We start from the raw sequence: 16,511 nt of genomic DNA, 5'->3' as shown, positions 1-16,511 counted from the left end.
TGCGATTGAAGAAGTAAATTTGTGTAGGCACTTTCGGGTCTCGACGAAGGATCTTTTAAACTACTGGTGCTATATACAGGTGCCGGTGCGATACTGGTGGCCCCGATTCGTCGCACACTCTGCTGCTTTATTTATGACGCAACGTAAGATCATCCATGTCGACTGTGACTGTTTCTATGCCGCCATCGAGATGCGCGATGACCCGCGGCTGGCCGGCAAACCCTTGGCGGTGGGAGGCTCGGCGGATCGGCGGGGCGTGATTGCCACCTGTAACTACGAAGCGCGGGCCTACGGAGTGCGCTCGGCCATGTCTTCCGGCCACGCCTTGAAGCTTTGCCCGGACCTCACCATCGTCAAGCCACGAATGGATGCCTATCGGGAAGCGTCGAAGGAAATTCATACGATTTTCAGCGATTACACTGACCTGATCGAGCCGCTGTCGCTGGACGAGGCCTACCTGGACGTCTCCGCCAGTGCCCATTTCGGTGGCAGCGCCACGCGCATCGCCCAGGATATTCGTCGGCGGGTTTCCAACCAGTTGCACATCACTGTGTCCGCAGGCGTCGCGCCGAACAAGTTCCTGGCCAAGATCGCCAGTGACTGGAAAAAGCCCAACGGGTTGTTCGTCATCACCCCCGACCAGGTCGATGACTTTGTTTCGGCCCTGCCGGTCAGCAAGCTCCACGGTGTTGGAAAGGTCACCGCCGATAAGCTGAACCGACTCGGCATCGTCGATTGCCTGCAGTTGCGCCAATGGGACAAGTTGGCGCTGGTGCGCGAATTTGGCAGTTTCGGTGAGCGGCTTTGGAGTCTGGCTCGTGGGATCGATGAGCGGCTGGTGCACAACGACAGCCGACGTCAGTCCATCAGTGTGGAAAACACCTACGATGTCGACCTGCCCGACCTGGTGAGTTGCCTCGCCAAGCTGCCGGAACTGATGGAAACCCTCAACGGACGCATGGCGCGGATCGACAGCAGTTATCGACCGGGCAAGCCGTTCGTCAAAGTGAAATTCCACGACTTCACCCAAACCACACTGGAACAGGCCGGGGCAGGGCGGGACCTGGGCAGCTACCAGCTGCTGTTGACCCAGGCGTTCAATCGGGGCGGCAAGCCGGTGCGGTTATTGGGGATAGGGGTGCGGCTGGAGGATTTGCGCGGTGGGTTTGAGCAGTTGGAGTTGTTTGAGCGGTGAGGCTGACGATGAGCCCCTGCTTGGCGCGGTCCTGGTGGCAAGGGAATCCTGTGGGAGCAAAGCTTGCTCGCGATGGCATCCTTGAGACCGCCATCGCGGGCAAGCCTTGCTCCCACAGGTCTTGCCCTCACAAAACCCCTTGCCACAGGGGGATTTCAGTTAACGCCAGGATCCGCCACCAACCGCCCGCCATCCTTGGTCAGTGCTTTCATGAATTCGGCCTGCAACTCCGGATCATTGCGGGTCAGTTCGATCAGGCTCTGCTCCAGTTCGCTGGCCTCTTCTTCAAGTCCCAGCTCCGACAGGCGCTTGACTCGATGTACCCATTGGCTCACCTCGTCATCTTCCAGGTCGTCGTAGATCAACGCGTGGGCTTCCAGCAGCTTGCTGCGCAAGGTGCTGCTGATGCTCAGGGATGAGTCGGTGTGCACTTCGTCCTGGGCATCCGTCACGCTGATCTGCAATTTGCCGAACTGGCTCAGGTCCTGCTCGGCGAACGGGCTTTCCAGCAGGTTCAAGCGCAGCACGCCGTTACGGTCGGTGCTCAGCTCGAAGGTCTGTCGGGCGGCCTTGACCTCCACCGGGCGTTCGCTCCAAGGCAGGCTCGAGTGTTCCGTACGCTTGTCGCGTTGGACTTCGTCGATGCCCGCCAGGTTCTGCTGGGCACGGCCATGGGAAGGGACGTTCATGAACGGGTTGAGCCCGGCGAAACCGTAGCTGATCCAGTCACGGGTCACGGTGTCCGGCAGATTGCCGAGGGCGAACACATTGACCACGTTCGCGCCGACACCCGCTACTACCGCCACCGCGCCCAGGGGGATCTCGTAAATTTCCCGCCAGGGTTGGTACGGCGTGTAGCGATCGTAATGGCGAGTGACCTCGAATTCAGTGACTTCGAAGGTCTTCTGCTCATTGATTCGCACCCGACGCTGCGGTAGGTCGAGCACCTTGGGTTCGCCCACGTCGATCTGCAGGCTGTGGTCGAGCAATTTGCGCTCGACCCGCTCTTCGTGCTCGCTGCGTTGTGACATTTGGTTGGCACAGCCGCTGACCAGCAGGGCGCCGCACAGGGCGGCGCCACCGAGGCCTAAGGTGTTTCGCTTGAACATGACGTCTCTATCTGGTGTCAGCGGCGGATACGGGCCTGGAGGAACGACAGCACGTCGGCGACCGGCAGCGCTTGCGGCTCGGCCTCGGTGCGGCTCTTGTATTCCAGGTTGCCTTCGGCCAGGCCACGATCACTGACGACGATCCGATGCGGGATGCCGATCAGTTCCATGTCCGCGAACTTGATGCCGGGGCTGGTTTTCTTGTCGCGGTCGTCGAGCAGCACTTCGAAGCCGGCGGCCGTCAGTTCGGCGTAGAGCTTGTCGGTGGCTTCACGCACCAGGTCGGTTTCATAGCGCAGCGGCACCAGGGCAATCTGGAAAGGCGCCAGCGTGTCGCTCCAGATGATGCCTTTCTCGTCGTTGTTCTGCTCGATGGCGGCAGCCACCACGCGGGAAACGCCGATGCCGTAGCAACCCATTTCCAGGGTGACCGGCTTGCCGTTTTCGCCCAGCACTTCGCACTTCATCGCCTTGCTGTACTTGTTGCCCAGCTGGAAGATGTGCCCGACTTCGATGCCTCGCTTGATTTCCAGGGTGCCCTTGCCGTCCGGGCTCGGGTCGCCGGCCACGACGTTGCGCAGGTCCGCGACGGTTGGAACCGGCAGGTCGCGTTCCCAGTTCACGCCGAAATAGTGCTTGTCGTCGACGTTGGCGCCGATGGCGAAGTCGCTCATCAGTTCCACCGAGCGGTCGATGATGATCGGCAGTGGCAGGTTCAACGGGCCGAGAGAACCGGCACCGGCACCGATGGCGTCGCGCAGGTCGGCTTCGGTAGCCATGACCAGCGGGCTGGCGACGCCTGGCTGGTTGGCGGCCTTGATTTCATTGAGCTCGTGGTCGCCACGGACGATCAGGGCAATCAGCTTGTCTTCCTCTTCGGCCCGCACGATCAGGGTCTTGATGGTGCGCTCGATTGGCAGGTTGTAGCCTTCCACCAGTTGGGCAATGGTCTTGGCGTTCGGCGTGTCCACCAGGCGCAACTCTTCGGTCGGCGCGGCGCGGGAGGTTTCCCGTGGCACGGCTTCGGCTTTCTCGATGTTGGCGGCGTAGTCGGAGCCATTGCTGAAGACGATGTCGTCTTCGCCGGACTCGGCCAGTACATGGAATTCGTGGGAGCCGGCGCCGCCGATGGAGCCGTTGTCGGCTTCAACCGGACGGAACTTCAGGCCCAGGCGGGTGAAAATGTTGCAGTACGCCTGGTGCATGCGGTCGTAGGTGATCTGTAGCGAAGCCAGGTCGGCGTGGAAGGAGTAGGAATCCTTCATGATGAATTCGCGACCGCGCATCAGGCCGAAGCGTGGACGGATTTCGTCACGGAATTTGGTCTGGATCTGATACAGGTTGATCGGCAGCTGCTTGTAGCTGCTCAACTCGTTGCGCATCAGGTCGGTGATCACTTCTTCGTGAGTCGGGCCTGCACAGAAGTCGCGACCGTGACGGTCTTTGATGCGCAGCAGCTCAGGGCCGTATTCTTCCCAGCGCCCCGATTCCTGCCACAGCTCGGCCGGTTGGGTGCCCGGCATCAACACTTCCAGAGAACCGGCAGCGTCCATCTCTTCGCGAACGATGGCTTCCACCTTGCGCATGACCCGCAGGCCCATCGGCAGCCAGGTGTACAGGCCCGAGGCGAGTTTGCGGATCATGCCGGCACGCAGCATCAACTGATGGCTGATCACGACGGCGTCGGAAGGCGTTTCTTTCTGTGTGGCGAGCAAATATTGACTGGTGCGCATGGTTGGCCGTTGTCGGTTGCTGATGACGAGAAGTGACGGAGCATTGTACGGGCGAGATGCCTTGGCGTACAGGCGCGTGGGCGGTCGCCCGATGCGAACGCCGGTTTCCCCGGCGTTTTCTGAAGTTTCCTACGACTCTTCCGCAGGCCGGGTGGGCGTCGGTTCCGCAGTGGGTGTCGAGCCCTGGCGACGGTTCTCCTGGAACCAGTGCAAGGCGATCAGCAACAGGGTCGGAACGCCCAGCAACGCGGTGATCAGGAAGAAGTTGTGATAGCCGAACTTCTCCACCATCACGCCCGAATAACCACCGATCAGGCGTGGCAGCAACAGCATGATCGAGCTGAGCAGGGCGTATTGGGTGGCGGAGAATTTCAGGTTGGTCAGGCTCGACAGGTAGGCGACGAACGCCGAAGTGGCCAGGCCGGAGCTGAAGTTGTCCAGGGAGATGGTGACAATCAACATCTTCAGGTCGGCGCCCATGTCGGTGAGCATCAGGAAGAGGATGTTGGTGCCGGCCGAGGCGACACCGCCGATGAACAGGATGGGCAGGATACCGAAACGTACGATCAGCAGGCCGCCCATGCCGGCACCGACGAGGGTCATGATCAACCCGAAAATCTTGCTGACGCTGGCGATCTGGTCCTTGGTGAACCCCTGGTCGATGTAGAACACGTTGGCCATGACGCCCATGACGGTGTCAGACATCCGATAGGTCGCGATCAGCCCGAGCAGCAGCAGGGCCTGCCAGCGGTAACGCAGGATGAAATCGTTGACCGGCGTCAGCACCGGTGCCAATCCGCGGCGGCCCACAGCCGACAGGCACAGGGCGGTCAGGATGATATAGAGGATGGCTCGCAGGAATGCGCGGTCTTCGAGCAGCAGGTCGAGCAGGCTGACGCCCTCGAACAGCACGCTGGCGAAGTCGGTGTTGTAGAGCTGGGTGAACATCGCCGGGACAGACACCAGCAGCACGATCAGCACGAACACCGACGCCAGTTGATGGGCGAACGAGTAGCGTCCGGCCTGCAGTTGAGTGCGCAGCGGCACCGGCGGTTCGCGCATGAACAGCGAGGTGAGCAGCGCCGGGACCATCAATACGCCGAACAGCAGGTAGGTGCCGGCCCAGGCCGAGTGTTTGTAGCTGAAGCCGGTGGAGCCAAACCCTTCGGCGAAGAACAGGGCGCCAGCGGTGGCCAGCAGTGCCGCGATGCGGTAGCCGGACATGTAGCTGGCGGCGAGGGCGGCCTGGCGGGTGTCGTCGGCGATCTCCAGGCGATAGGCGTCGACGGCGATGTCCTGCGTCGCAGAGGCGAAAGCCACGATAACGGCGATGGCGATCAACCATGACAGGTGTTTCTGTGGGTCGCAGAAACCCATGCCGATCAGGCCAAGGATCACCAGGCCCTGGGAGAGCACCAGCCATGAACGCCGACGCCCGAGTTTACCCAGCAGCGGCAGGCGCCATTGGTCGAGCAGCGGCGACCAGACCCACTTAAAGGCGTATGCCAGGCCGATCAGGCTCGCGTAGCCAATGGTTTCGCGGGCCACACCGGCTTCGCGCAACCAGACCGAAAGCGTGGAAAACACCAGCATGTACGGCAAGCCGGCGGCGAAGCCAAGCAGCAACAGCACGAGCGTCGAGGGACTGGCATAGGCGGCGAGGGCGGCGCGCCAGGTTTTACGGGGCATGGGCTGGAGTCTGCCTCAAAAATTGCGAAAACAAAGCGCGCACTCTAACCGCTGTGCTCTACCGGGCGCCAGCCATGGCGCTGAATATCAACACGATTGTTCAGGACGCTGATCCCTTCCATGCGCAGGCGTGCGCGCTGTTCATCCCCTGAGGCGCTGCCCACCGGCAGGCTGATCCGACCGCCGGCACCCAATACCCGATGCCAGGGCAGTTTCGTGTCGTTCGGCAATTGGCTGAGGGTCCGCCCGACCCAGCGCGCCGCGCGGCCCAGGCCGGCCATTTCAGCCAGTTGACCATAGGTGACCACCTTGCCCGCTGGCACCTGTGCCAGGGTCAGGTAAAGGGTGGTGCGGCGGATTTGGGCGGCGTTCTCGGTATCCAGGGATGCATCAGTCACGTTCAGGCGTCCGAAAAAGAGGGTATGTGGCCGTTTGTAGGTTAAGTCCTGTAAAGCTGGTTGAGAAATGAACTCATTACAAATACTTTGGTCAGTCCTTGCTGAGGTGTCGTCCCGGGGGATAATGCCGCCTTTTCACCGCAAACTTGAGCTCTTTATACGCTTATGTTGTCTAGAACCCTGCTTTGTCTGGCTGTTGCCAGTACCTCCATGCCCTTGCTTGCCGACACCGTCTGGTTGAAGAATGGGGACAAACTCAGTGGCAAGATTACCGTTTTTGATGGCGGCAAGTTGCTGATCCAGACCGATTACGCCGGCGCGATTCCCATCGACTGGAAACAGGTCAAGACACTGGAGAGTGATCAGCAGCTCTTGGTCAAGCAGGATGCTTATACCGGCGAGAAAGCCAAGGCGCTGCATGCGGCCGAGGATGGCAAGGTCACCTTGGCCAACGGTGATGCGCCCAAGACTGTCGATCTGGCCAGTATCCAGCAGATTCTCAAGCCCAAGCCGGTGGTCGAGGATCTGGTGTGGAAGGGCAACATCGATGCCGCGCTGGATTACCAGCGTGCGGAAAAAGATACCGACGACTACGACATCGACTTCAAGACTTCGGCGCGCCACGGCAGATGGCGGCACACCGCCGAGGGTGAATACAACCGTGAGTTCCAGGACGATGTGGTTTCCGCCGATAACTGGCGCCTGGAATATTCCCTCGACCGGTTCCTGACGGACAAATGGTTCTGGCAAGGCCGCCTGAACTACAAGCGCGACAAAGTCGAAGACCTGGCGCGCCAGCGCGTGGTGGGTACCGGTCCGGGTTATCAGTTCTGGGATGACGAGCTGGGCGCGTTCTCGCTGGGCTCGCTGTTGAACCGCACCGACTATGAATACCGCGACGGCGGCAAGGACAACTTCTATTCCGTCGCCATGAAGTGGGACTACAACCGCTACCTGATTGGCAAGCGCGTCGAGTTCTTCACCAACGGCGAAGTGGGCAAGCCACTGTCCGACGTGGCGGATTACGCCTATGACGCTGAAGTGGGGCTGCGCTACAAGGTTACCGATTGGGCGTCGCTCAACCTCAAGGCTGAGAAGGATGTCATTGAAGGCACCGAAGACAGCGACTTGAGCAAGACGCGCTACACGGCTGGGTTTGGCGTGACCTGGTAAACCCAGGCGAGTAACAAATCCTGTGGGAGCGAGCTTGCTCGCGATAGCGGTATGTCAGCAATATGAATGTTGACTGAAGCGCCGCTATCGCGAGCAAGCTCGCTCCCACATTATTTTTTGTGCCTGCAAAACAGACAGGCACAAAAAAGCCCCGCTTTTGAGGGCGGGGCCTTTTACTAAAGCAAGGACAAGTTAGATAACTTGAACTTCTTCAGCTTGCATGCCTTTCTGACCGCGGGTAGCGATGAAAGAAACCTGTTGGCCTTCTTTCAGGCTTTTGAAGCCGTCGGATTGGATAGCTTTGAAGTGAACGAACAGGTCGTCACCGGATTGTGGGGTGATGAAGCCGAAGCCTTTTTCATCGTTGAACCACTTAACGGTACCGGTTTGGCGATTAGACATGGTGTAACTCCTTGAACAAAGATAACTGCGACTCAGGAAGAACCCTGGCCGAGACTGAGTGCAAAGAGCAGGAAAAATTCTTGTAGATGGTTGGATCGAAATTCAACATATCGTGTAGAGATTCTCAGTGACACAAGCAGCACAGTGGCGCCACCTTAACCCTTTTTCCAGAATGTGCCAATGGTCTTTGCGAAGGTTTCTCTTATTTGGTGACTGACGGCGCGGGCGATGGCCGGCAGGACCCGGAAATCAAGGCGGATCGGCGAGATTTGCGTACCGCGCTTTGAACTCGGACCCGCGCCCCAGTAAGATGCCGGACGTATTTTTTCCACCTCGCTATTTCAGGAAACCGCCATGAGCATCAAATCGGACAAGTGGATTCGCCGCATGGCGCAAGAGCACGGCATGATCGAGCCCTTCGTCGAACGCCAGATGCGTGGCGAAGGCGCCGACCGGCTGATCTCCTTCGGTGTCTCCAGCTACGGCTACGACGTGCGCTGCGCCGACGAATTCAAGGTGTTCACCAATATCAATTCGGCCACCGTCGACCCGAAGAACTTCGATGAGAAGAGCTTCGTCGACGTCAAGAGCGACGTTTGCATCATCCCGCCGAACTCCTTCGCCCTGGCGCGCACCGTCGAGTACTTCCGCATTCCGCGCAACGTGCTGACCATCTGCCTGGGCAAGAGTACCTACGCCCGTTGCGGCATCATCGTCAACGTCACGCCGCTGGAACCCGAGTGGGAAGGCCACGTGACCCTGGAATTCTCCAACACCACGACCCTGCCAGCGAAAATCTACGCCAACGAGGGTGTGGCGCAGATGCTGTTCCTGGAATCCGATGAAGAATGTGAAGTTTCCTACAAGGATCGTGGCGGCAAGTACCAGGGCCAGCGCGGTGTGACACTGCCGCGTACCTGAATCTGACGAGCTGTTGGAATTCCTGGGCGGGCAGACACTCTATTGCGTGTACTGCCCGTTTTTGTGCGTCAGCGCAGCGGGCCTTCGCTCAGGAGTTGCTCTATGAAGATCGATCCGCGAATCAGTGCCGAACTGGCAAGGCTTGAGCCCAATCAGATCGGCGTCATGGCCTGGTCATTGCTGGCCCATCCTGTCGAAGCGGCGGGCGGCATCCCTGGCCAGCCCGATCCCGATACCCCCAACGAACAACCTACCGAACCCGGCGAGCCTACCCTGCCGGACGAGCCGCCTCCTGCGCCTGTTGCCTGATGAGACGATGGCCCGCCAGCGATAGCACAGAGTGCTTCAGTTGACGGGCCATATTTCGTTATCGCCGATGACAAAAATTCTGCAATCGCTGTCTTGCTCGACTCGATAACCGCCCGTGAACGCACCGAAGGCCGGCAGCAGGCTGATTTCGCTGCCCAGCCGAAAGCAGGCCAGGCGCAGGCGTTGCCGGCCCTTGCCGCTCAGGTGGTAGACCGGGTGCACGTGACCGGCCAGCACATGGCGGCTGGGGTGTGGGGCAGGCTCGTGTTGCACGGCGAAAGGGCCCAGAAGCAACGGCTCCGGTACGACGCGAATGTTCAGCGCTTGCGGCGGGTCACCGGCGCGTTTGTCGTGGTTGCCACGAATCAGCGTCATGGCCAAGTGCGGATGTCGCTCACGCCAGTCGGAAAGTGCCTTCAAGGTGCCGGGCGCATGAGAGCCGGGACCGTGGAGAAAATCCCCGAGAAAAATCAACTGTCGGCACGGCAGGCTGGCCAGCAATGCATCCAGTACTGCGATGTTGCTGGCGGTGGTGCCGTGGGGCACCGGTTGCCCGAGGCTGCGATAGGCGGCGGCCTTGCCGAAATGAACATCGGCCACCATCAGGGTTTCCTGGGCGGGCCAGTACACGGCTTTTTCCGGGAGCAACCAGAGTTCTTCGCCGGCCAGGCTGATGGGGTAAGGCGCTGGCATCAGGCGTCACCGCGATCGGCAGTCTTTTCCAGTTCGCTGACCATCCGCCGGATGCGGTCGGCGAGCTTTTCCGAACTCATGCTTTCCCGGAATCGCTCCACCTGCAGCGCAAACCCGAGCGGGGTGGGGCGCTTGATCACGTGCAGGTCCAGCTTCAAGGTATTGAGGCGTTGCAAGGTCTGCTCCAGTCGATGGATATCCAATTCTTCGCGCAAGACTTCCTCCCCAGCCTGGGCCAGCAAGAGATTGTTGGCGTCGTATTGCTTGAACACCTGGAAGAACAACCCGCTGGACGCCTGGACTTGCCGGGTGCTTTTCGGCGCACCGGGGTAACCGGCGAAGACCAGCCCGGCGATCCGGGCGATTTCGCGAAAGCGCCTGAGGGCCAATTCCCCGGCATTCAGGCTCGCGAGCACGTCGGTCAGCAGATGATCGACGCTCAGCAGGCCCGGGGTCAGGTATTGCGACCAATCCACTGCCGTGGCACTGAGCAGTTCCAGGCCGTAGTCGTTGACCGCAATGGAAAATGTCAGCGGCTGTTGCCGGCTGACACGCCAGGCCAGCAGGCTGGCCAGGCCCAGATGAACCTGGCGTCCGGCAAACGGGTAGAGGAATAGGTGCCAGCCTTCCCGGGACTTGAGGGCTTCGGCCAGCAATGTGCTTTGCGTGGGCAAACCGGACCAGCGTTGTTGGGTCAAGAGCAGGGGCTGTACGGCGTGCATCTCCGGGCCCTCGAAGCGGCCCGCGGCGGCTTCGCTCAGACGGGCCACGACGGCGGCGGCCAGTTCGCTGGAGAGCGGCATGCGCCCGCCGTTCCAGCGCGGCACAGCGGCCTTCCTGGCCTGGCTGCGTCGCACGTAGGCGGTCATGTCCTCGACCCGGACCAATTCCAGCAACCGCCCGGCGAACAGGAAACCGTCACCGGGGCGCAGACGGGCGATGAAGCCTTCCTCTACGCTACCCAGGATCTTGCCGCCTCCGCCCTTGCTCCAGAACTTCAATTGCAGGCTGGCATCGCTGACGATGGTGCCGATGCTCATGCGGTGACGCCGGGCCAGGCGTGCGTCAGGCACTCGCCAGATCCCGTGTTCGTCCGGTTCGACGCGTCGGTAATCGGGGTAGGCGGTCAATGACAGGCCGCCATGGCGCACAAACGCCAGGGCCCAGGCCCATTCGGCCGGGTTGAGGTCGCGGTAGGCCCAGGCACCTCGCACTTCCTCGAACAATTCGTCGGGAACGAAGCCGCCACCCAGGGCCATGCTCACCAAGTGCTGCACCAGGACATCCAGCGGCTTGTGGGGCGATTCGCGCGGTTCGATGCGCCGTTGGGCCACGGCGTCCTGCGCGGCGGCGGCCTCGATCAATTCCAGGCTGTGGGTCGGCACCAGCGTCACCCGCGAGGTCCGGCCCGGTGCGTGGCCGGAGCGCCCGGCCCGTTGCATCAGTCGGGCTACGCCCTTGGCCGAGCCGATCTGCAGCACCCGTTCCACTGGCAGGAAGTCCACCCCCAGGTCCAGGCTGGACGTGCAGACCACCGCTTTGAGCTGGCCGTCCTTCAATGCCTGTTCCACCCAATCCCGGGTGTCACGCGACAGCGAGCCATGGTGCAGGGCGATCAGCCCGGCCCAATCGGGTCGCGCCTCAAGAAGCGCCTGATACCAGATTTCCGATTGTGCCCGGGTGTTGGTGAAGACCAGGCAACTGCTGCTGGCGTCGATTTCGGCTACGACCTGAGGCAGCATCTTCAGGCCGATATGCCCGGCCCACGGGAAACGTTCGAGGGTCGGGGGTAACAGCGTGTCGACCCGCAGCGCCTTGCCATCGGCCCCCCGCACGCTGATCCCGTTGCCTTGCGGGATCAATACCTGTTCGGCGTGGGCCTGGTTGCCCAGGGTCGCGGAGACGCCCCAGACGATGAGTTCGGGGTGCCAGCGCCGCAAGCGCGCCAGGGCCAGTTGCAATTGCACACCACGTTTGTTGCCGAGCAACTCGTGCCATTCATCCACCACGACCATGCGCAGGGTCGAGACGGCGGCGTGCGCATCGGCCCGGGCGAGGATCAGGGTGAGGCTTTCGGGGGTGGTGATCAGCGTGGTGGGCAGGCGCCGGCCCTGGCGGGCGCGTTCGTTGGCGCTGGTATCGCCGGTGCGCAGGCCGACGCTCCATGGCAGGTGCAGGTCTGCCAGGGGTGCTTCGAGGGCTTTGCCGGTGTCGGCCGCCAATGCGCGCATCGGCGTGATCCACAGGACAGTCAGTGGTTCGGCCGGCGGTTTACGTTTGCGCGGTTTATCCAGCGGCGGTGCCGGCCGTGCGAAACGGTTGAGGGCGGCAAACCAGACGGCGTAGGTCTTGCCGGCACCGGTATTGGCATGCAGCAGCCCGGATTCCCCCCGCTTGACCGCGGCCCATACCTGCTTCTGAAAGGCGAACGGCTTCCAGCCGCGGGCATCGAACCACTGTTTCGCGAAATTGTTGGATGTCGCCATGCCTGCCGTGTGCGCCCTGAACGTCTTCTTTCAGTGACCACGGCGGGATGCGAAAGGTTTTATGCAGGATATCGTGGTGAGCGTCCCTGGCGACATTCCCACGCAGGAGCGTGGGAACGATCGGACCCGAGGTTTATTTCAGGTTGCCACTGAGAAACTGCTTGAGTCGTTCGCTGGTGGGATTGCCCAGCACGTCTTCCGGCCTGCCTTCTTCTTCCACCAGGCCCTGGTGCAGGAACAGCACCTGGTTCGAGACTTTGCGGGCGAAGCTCATTTCGTGGGTCACCATGATCATGGTCCGGCCTTCCTCAGCCAGGCCCTGGATCACCTTCAGTACTTCACCCACCAGCTCCGGGTCCAGGGCCGAGGTGGGTTCGTCGAACAGCATCACCTCCGGCTCCATCGCCAGGGCGCGGGCAATGGCCACGCGCTGTTGCTGGCCGCCGGAGAGGAACGCCGGGTATTGCTCGGCGACCCGTGCCGGCAGGCCGACCTTGTCGAGATAACGACGGGCGCGGTCGTCGGCTTCCTGCTTGCTGACCCCCAGCACCCGGCGTGGCGCCATGGTGATGTTTTCCAGCACGGTCATGTGGCTCCACAGGTTGAAGTGTTGGAACACCATGGCCAGGCGCGTGCGGATGCGTTGCAGTTCGTCGGCGTCGGCCACGTGCATGCCGTGGCGGTCCTTGATCATCTGGATCGGCTGGCCGTCCAGGCTCATGGCGCCGTCGTTGGGTTGTTCGAGGAAGTTGATGCAGCGCAAAAAGGTACTTTTGCCTGAGCCGCTGGCGCCAATGAGGCTGATGACGTCGCCGGTCTTGGCCTTGAGCGAAACGCCCTTGAGCACTTCATGTTCGCCATAGCTTTTATGCAGGCCTTCGATGGTCAGTTTGTACATGGAGCATGCATCCTCAAGGCGAAAGTAGGTAGCCGCTGCGATAGGCTTCGGTGCCGGCGACATGGGCGATCACCATGCCGGCCGTGGCCATGCGGCGTAGCGAACGGGCGTATAGCAGCCCGGCGTTACGGCAATGAACGGGGGTGACGGTGTCGTTGACCGGGTCGATGACTTCCGCGATCAACTGCCCCGCCTCCAGGTATTCGCCAGGCAGGGCGCTGTAGACCAGCAATCCACCCACGGGCGTTGCCACCGGCTCGACAGCGGCCAGCGGCGTGGCCGGGTAAGGCAGCTCGGGCATGGGCATCGGTTCGCCGTCGATGGCGCCGAAACGGATCAGGTATTCGATCAAGGCCTGGCAGTCCAGGCTCGCCAGCCCGTGGTTGACGTCACCCTGGCCACGCAATTCCACGGTGACCGAAAAGCTGCCCAGGGGAATCTCGAAGCGTTCGCCGAAGCGTTCCTTGAGTTGCCACCAGAGCAGGGTGAAGCATTCGTCGAACGACTGGCCGCCCGAATCGGTCGCCAGCAGGCAGGCTTCGGCGCCGATGTAGCGGGCCAGCGGTTCGACCTGTGGCCAGGCTTCGGGTGTGGTGTAGAGGTGGGCCACGGCTTCGAAGTCGCAATGCAGGTCCAGCACCATGTCGGCGTCGCAGGCCAGCCGTTGCAGGGCCAGGCGCAGGGATTGCAATTGCGTGCCTGGGGTCTGCCGGGCGAGGGCGTCGCGCAGGCTGGTGCGGATCAGCATCAGGTTGTGCTGCGGATCGTCGGTGAGCAGGTCCTGGATTTCGTTGCCGATCTCTTCGCTCAGGTCGACGAAGCGGCGGTTGAAGTTCTGCCCGCTCTCGGTTTCGTAGCGGCCCAGGGGCACGTCCATCAGCACTTGTTCGAGGCCGATAGGGTTGGCGACGGGCACCAGCACGATCTCGTGCCGCAGGTGGCCCGACGCTTCGAGTTCGGCCAGGCGCTGCTTGAGGTGCCAGGCGACCAGCATGCCCGGCAGCTCATCGGCGTGCAGGGACGACTGGATATAGATTTTGCCGACGGCTTTTTCCGGGCCGAAGTGAAAGCTGTGGATCTTGCGTGCGGTCCCCGGTACCGGGGCCAGCAGGTCATGGATCTGGTGGCGCATTTGCGTGTGTGTCCTGGAACAAAAGCCCTAGTGGGTCGGCCCGAGAAAGGCCAGCCAGCGGCGTTCGGCGAGGCGGAAGAGGCCCACCAGTGCAAAGGTGACGGTCAGGTAGATCAACGCGGCGATCCCGAACGACTGGAACGTCAGGAACGTCGCCGAGTTGGCGTCCCGGGCCACTTTCAGCACGTCTGGAACGGTAGCGGTGAACGCCACGGTCGTCGAGTGCAGCATCAAGATGACTTCGTTGCTGTAATACGGCAGCGAGCGGCGCAACGCCGACGGCATGATCACGTAGGTGTACAGCTTCCAACCGGTCAGGCCGTAGGCCTTGGCCGCCTCGACTTCGCCATGGTTCATGCTGCGAATCGCCCCGGCGAAAATTTCCGTGGTGTAGGCGCAGGTGTTCAAGGCGAAGGCCAGGATCGTGCAGTTCATCGCGTCGCGAAAGAAACTGTCGAGCATGGGCTGGGCGCGCACCGCCGCGATGCTGTAGATGCCGGTGTAGCAGATCAGCAGTTGGATATAGAGCGGCGTACCACGGAACAGGTAGGTGTAGAACTGCACCGGCCAGCGGACGTAGAACTTGGGTGAAACCCGGGCGATGGACAGCGGTATCGACACCAGGAAACCGATCAGCAGCGAGGCGCTGAGCAGCCATAGGGTCATGGCCAGGCCCGTGACGTTGACGCCATCGCTGTAAAGGAATGGCCGCCAGTATTCTTGTAGAAGTTCGATCATCGCACCGCCTCCCGGGCTCCGGCGGCGTAGCGGCGTTCAAGCCACCGCAGGATGAAGTTGGACGCGCTGGTGATCAGCAGATAGATCAATGCCGCCAGTACCAGGAAGTAGAACAGCTGGTAGGTGCTCTTGCCCGCATCCTGGGCGGCCTTGACCAGGTCGGCCAGGCCGATGATCGACACCAGCGCGGTGGCCTTGAGCATCACCATCCAGTTGTTGCCGATACCCGGCAGGGCAAAGCGCATCATTTGTGGAAACACCACGAAGCGAAAGCGCTGGCCACGTTTGAGGCCATACGCGGTGGCGGCTTCGACCTGGCCTCGGGGGACCGCGAGGATCGCGCCGCGAAAGGTTTCGGTGAAGTACGCGCCATAGATGAAGCCCAGGGTGATCACCCCGGCGCCGAATGGGTCGATCTCGATGTATTCCCATTCCATGAAGTCGGTAAGCGAGGTCAGCCAGGTTTGCAGGCTGTAGAAAATCAGCAGCATCAGCACCAGGTCCGGCACGCCGCGGATCAGCGTGGTGTAGAGCTGGGCAGGGATTCGCAGCAGTTTGACGCTGGACAGCTTGGCACTGGCGCCCAGCAGGCCGAGCAAGACGCTCAGCAACAGGGACAGGGCCGACAGCTTGATGGTCATCCAGGTGCCTTGCATCAGCAACGGGCCAAAGCCCTGCAGGCTGAAGGCGGAGAGCCCCAGATTTTGTAGGAGTTGTTCAAACATGGAAGAAAGCCTTTGGCAGGAGAAAAGCGCCCATCCGAGACCGGATGGGCGCAGCGCATTATTTGCCGCTGTACAGATTCAGATCGCCAAAGTGTTTTTTCTGGATCTCGGCGTATTTGCCGTCGTCGTGTAACGCTTTGATACCTTTATCCAAAAGTGCCTTCAGCTCACTGTTACCTTTCTTGATACCGATCGCGGTCTTGGCGGGCAACAGCTCGCTGTCCACCGGCTTGCTGATTTCATAGCCTTCGCCTTTTGGCGATTTCAGGAAGCCCAATTCGGCCTGCAGCATGTCCTGGATCGCTGCATCGAGGCGGCCGGAGGTCAGGTCGGAATAAACCTGGTCCTGGTTCTGGTAGGCCTGGGTCTTGACGCCGGCCTTGTCCAGCACGGCCTTGGCGTAGGCTTCCTGGATGGTGCCTTGCTCGTAGCCGACGGTCTTGCCTTTGAGCGAGGCAACGTCTTCGCTCAGGCCCGAGCCCTTCTTGAAGACATAGGCCGTTGGGCCGGAGAACAGCTCGCTGGAGAAGTCGATGGCTTTTTCGCGAGCCGGGGTAACGGTCATGGAGGAGATCACGCCGTCGAATTTATTGGCCTTGAGGCCTGGGATCATGCCGTCGAAATCGCTTTCGACCCATTTGCATTTGACCTTCAGCTCTGCGCAGATCGCGTTGCCCAGATCGATGTCGAAACCGACCAGGCTGCCGTCGGCGGCTTTGGACTCAAACGGGGCGTAGGAAGGATCGACACCAAAACGCAGTTCCTTGTATTCCTTGGCCGTGGCGACGCCAGCAGCCATGCACAACGCCAGTGCAGAAAGGGTCAGCAGTGCTTTTTTCATTATTCAATCCCTAAAACCAATATGAGCGCTTGTGGCGCGTAAGTATTGTTACCGGTGAAGGCGAGAACG

The 16,511-nt window shown here is 61.2% G+C and carries 16 protein-coding genes; 4 read left to right on the top strand and 12 right to left on the bottom strand.

Annotation, left to right across the window (positions count from 1 at the left end):
• The first annotated feature begins 133 nt into the window (after positions 1-133).
• Positions 134-1,195, top strand: a complete 1,062-nt coding sequence (gene dinB, locus AB4O09_RS24550) for a DNA polymerase IV (RefSeq protein WP_003198386.1) — start codon at positions 134-136, stop codon at positions 1,193-1,195.
• 155 nt (positions 1,196-1,350) lie between these two features.
• On the opposite strand, the gene AB4O09_RS24545 is transcribed toward dinB, so the two are convergent.
• The 4 genes from AB4O09_RS24545 to AB4O09_RS24530 form a co-directional block, all read right to left on the bottom strand.
• Positions 1,351-2,304, bottom strand: a complete 954-nt coding sequence (locus AB4O09_RS24545) for a hypothetical protein (RefSeq protein WP_013692408.1) — start codon at positions 2,302-2,304, stop codon at positions 1,351-1,353.
• A 17-nt stretch (positions 2,305-2,321) separates the two neighbouring features.
• Complete coding sequence (locus AB4O09_RS24540) at positions 2,322-4,037, bottom strand: proline--tRNA ligase (RefSeq protein ID WP_038859585.1); 1,716 nt, start codon at positions 4,035-4,037, stop codon at positions 2,322-2,324.
• 129 nt (positions 4,038-4,166) lie between these two features.
• A complete protein-coding gene (locus tag AB4O09_RS24535) occupies positions 4,167-5,726 on the bottom strand; it encodes an AmpG family muropeptide MFS transporter (RefSeq protein WP_003198391.1) in 1,560 nt (519 codons plus the stop codon).
• Positions 5,727-5,770: 44 nt separating this feature from the next.
• Complete coding sequence (locus AB4O09_RS24530; RefSeq protein WP_003198393.1) at positions 5,771-6,124, bottom strand: MGMT family protein; 354 nt, start codon at positions 6,122-6,124, stop codon at positions 5,771-5,773.
• A 165-nt stretch (positions 6,125-6,289) separates the two neighbouring features.
• Here AB4O09_RS24530 and AB4O09_RS24525 point away from each other — a divergent pair, with 165 nt between their 5' ends.
• Positions 6,290-7,297 carry a DUF481 domain-containing protein gene (locus AB4O09_RS24525; RefSeq protein ID WP_003198395.1) on the top strand — a complete coding sequence of 336 codons (1,008 nt, stop codon included), beginning with the start codon at positions 6,290-6,292 and terminating at the stop codon, positions 7,295-7,297.
• A 192-nt stretch (positions 7,298-7,489) separates the two neighbouring features.
• Here the strand turns inward: AB4O09_RS24525 and AB4O09_RS24520 are convergent, their stop codons facing one another.
• Positions 7,490-7,699: a cold-shock protein gene (locus AB4O09_RS24520; RefSeq protein ID WP_002554837.1), complete on the bottom strand. Its 210-nt coding sequence runs from the start codon at positions 7,697-7,699 to the stop codon at positions 7,490-7,492.
• Positions 7,700-8,053: 354 nt separating this feature from the next.
• On the opposite strand from AB4O09_RS24520, the gene dcd reads away from it, so the two are divergent.
• Together dcd and AB4O09_RS24510 are read left to right on the top strand one after the other, a co-directional pair.
• Positions 8,054-8,620, top strand: coding sequence for a dCTP deaminase (gene dcd, locus AB4O09_RS24515; RefSeq protein WP_003184751.1), 567 nt, complete (start codon positions 8,054-8,056; stop codon positions 8,618-8,620).
• 102 nt (positions 8,621-8,722) lie between these two features.
• Positions 8,723-8,929, top strand: a complete 207-nt coding sequence (locus AB4O09_RS24510; protein ID WP_003184748.1) for a hypothetical protein — start codon at positions 8,723-8,725, stop codon at positions 8,927-8,929.
• Between the two features lie 36 nt (positions 8,930-8,965).
• Here the strand turns inward: AB4O09_RS24510 and pdeM are convergent, their stop codons facing one another.
• From pdeM to AB4O09_RS24475, 7 genes are all read right to left on the bottom strand, one after another.
• Entirely contained in the window at positions 8,966-9,622 is a 657-nt protein-coding gene (gene pdeM / locus AB4O09_RS24505; protein WP_013692411.1) for a ligase-associated DNA damage response endonuclease PdeM, read from the bottom strand.
• Positions 9,622-12,108, bottom strand: a complete 2,487-nt coding sequence (locus AB4O09_RS24500) for a ligase-associated DNA damage response DEXH box helicase (RefSeq protein ID WP_003198399.1) — start codon at positions 12,106-12,108, stop codon at positions 9,622-9,624. Before AB4O09_RS24500 ends, pdeM begins: the two co-directional genes overlap by 1 nt.
• 133 nt (positions 12,109-12,241) lie before the next feature.
• Positions 12,242-13,006, bottom strand: a complete 765-nt coding sequence (locus tag AB4O09_RS24495) for an ABC transporter ATP-binding protein (RefSeq protein WP_003198401.1) — start codon at positions 13,004-13,006, stop codon at positions 12,242-12,244.
• Between the two features lie 13 nt (positions 13,007-13,019).
• Positions 13,020-14,138, bottom strand: coding sequence for a succinylglutamate desuccinylase/aspartoacylase family protein (locus tag AB4O09_RS24490; protein ID WP_003198402.1), 1,119 nt, complete (start codon positions 14,136-14,138; stop codon positions 13,020-13,022).
• Positions 14,139-14,165: 27 nt separating this feature from the next.
• Positions 14,166-14,876 carry an ABC transporter permease gene (locus AB4O09_RS24485; protein WP_003198404.1) on the bottom strand — a complete coding sequence of 237 codons (711 nt, stop codon included), beginning with the start codon at positions 14,874-14,876 and terminating at the stop codon, positions 14,166-14,168.
• Entirely contained in the window at positions 14,873-15,601 is a 729-nt protein-coding gene (locus AB4O09_RS24480; RefSeq protein ID WP_003198406.1) for an ABC transporter permease, read from the bottom strand. Before AB4O09_RS24480 ends, AB4O09_RS24485 begins: the two co-directional genes overlap by 4 nt.
• Positions 15,602-15,659: 58 nt before the next feature.
• Entirely contained in the window at positions 15,660-16,442 is a 783-nt protein-coding gene (locus tag AB4O09_RS24475) for a transporter substrate-binding domain-containing protein (protein WP_003198409.1), read from the bottom strand.
• Between the last annotated feature and the right edge of the window lie 69 nt (positions 16,443-16,511).

Source organism: Pseudomonas sp. H1_F01, assembly GCF_054681425.1.
This window is presented reverse-complemented; position numbering and strand designations above follow the sequence as displayed.

Coding starts and splice junctions, on each gene's coding strand:
- dinB (WP_003198386.1), top strand. CDS start 134: ATGACGCAACGTAAGATCATCCATGTCGACTGTGACTGTTTCTATGCC.
- AB4O09_RS24545 (WP_013692408.1), bottom strand. CDS start 2,304: ATGTTCAAGCGAAACACCTTAGGCCTCGGTGGCGCCGCCCTGTGCGGC.
- AB4O09_RS24540 (WP_038859585.1), bottom strand. CDS start 4,037: ATGCGCACCAGTCAATATTTGCTCGCCACACAGAAAGAAACGCCTTCC.
- AB4O09_RS24535 (WP_003198391.1), bottom strand. CDS start 5,726: ATGCCCCGTAAAACCTGGCGCGCCGCCCTCGCCGCCTATGCCAGTCCC.
- AB4O09_RS24525 (WP_003198395.1), top strand. CDS start 6,290: ATGTTGTCTAGAACCCTGCTTTGTCTGGCTGTTGCCAGTACCTCCATG.
- AB4O09_RS24520 (WP_002554837.1), bottom strand. CDS start 7,699: ATGTCTAATCGCCAAACCGGTACCGTTAAGTGGTTCAACGATGAAAAA.
- dcd (WP_003184751.1), top strand. CDS start 8,054: ATGAGCATCAAATCGGACAAGTGGATTCGCCGCATGGCGCAAGAGCAC.
- AB4O09_RS24510 (WP_003184748.1), top strand. CDS start 8,723: ATGAAGATCGATCCGCGAATCAGTGCCGAACTGGCAAGGCTTGAGCCC.
- pdeM (WP_013692411.1), bottom strand. CDS start 9,622: ATGCCAGCGCCTTACCCCATCAGCCTGGCCGGCGAAGAACTCTGGTTG.
- AB4O09_RS24500 (WP_003198399.1), bottom strand. CDS start 12,108: ATGGCGACATCCAACAATTTCGCGAAACAGTGGTTCGATGCCCGCGGC.
- AB4O09_RS24495 (WP_003198401.1), bottom strand. CDS start 13,006: ATGTACAAACTGACCATCGAAGGCCTGCATAAAAGCTATGGCGAACAT.
- AB4O09_RS24490 (WP_003198402.1), bottom strand. CDS start 14,138: ATGCGCCACCAGATCCATGACCTGCTGGCCCCGGTACCGGGGACCGCA.
- AB4O09_RS24485 (WP_003198404.1), bottom strand. CDS start 14,876: ATGATCGAACTTCTACAAGAATACTGGCGGCCATTCCTTTACAGCGAT.
- AB4O09_RS24480 (WP_003198406.1), bottom strand. CDS start 15,601: ATGTTTGAACAACTCCTACAAAATCTGGGGCTCTCCGCCTTCAGCCTG.
- AB4O09_RS24475 (WP_003198409.1), bottom strand. CDS start 16,442: ATGAAAAAAGCACTGCTGACCCTTTCTGCACTGGCGTTGTGCATGGCT.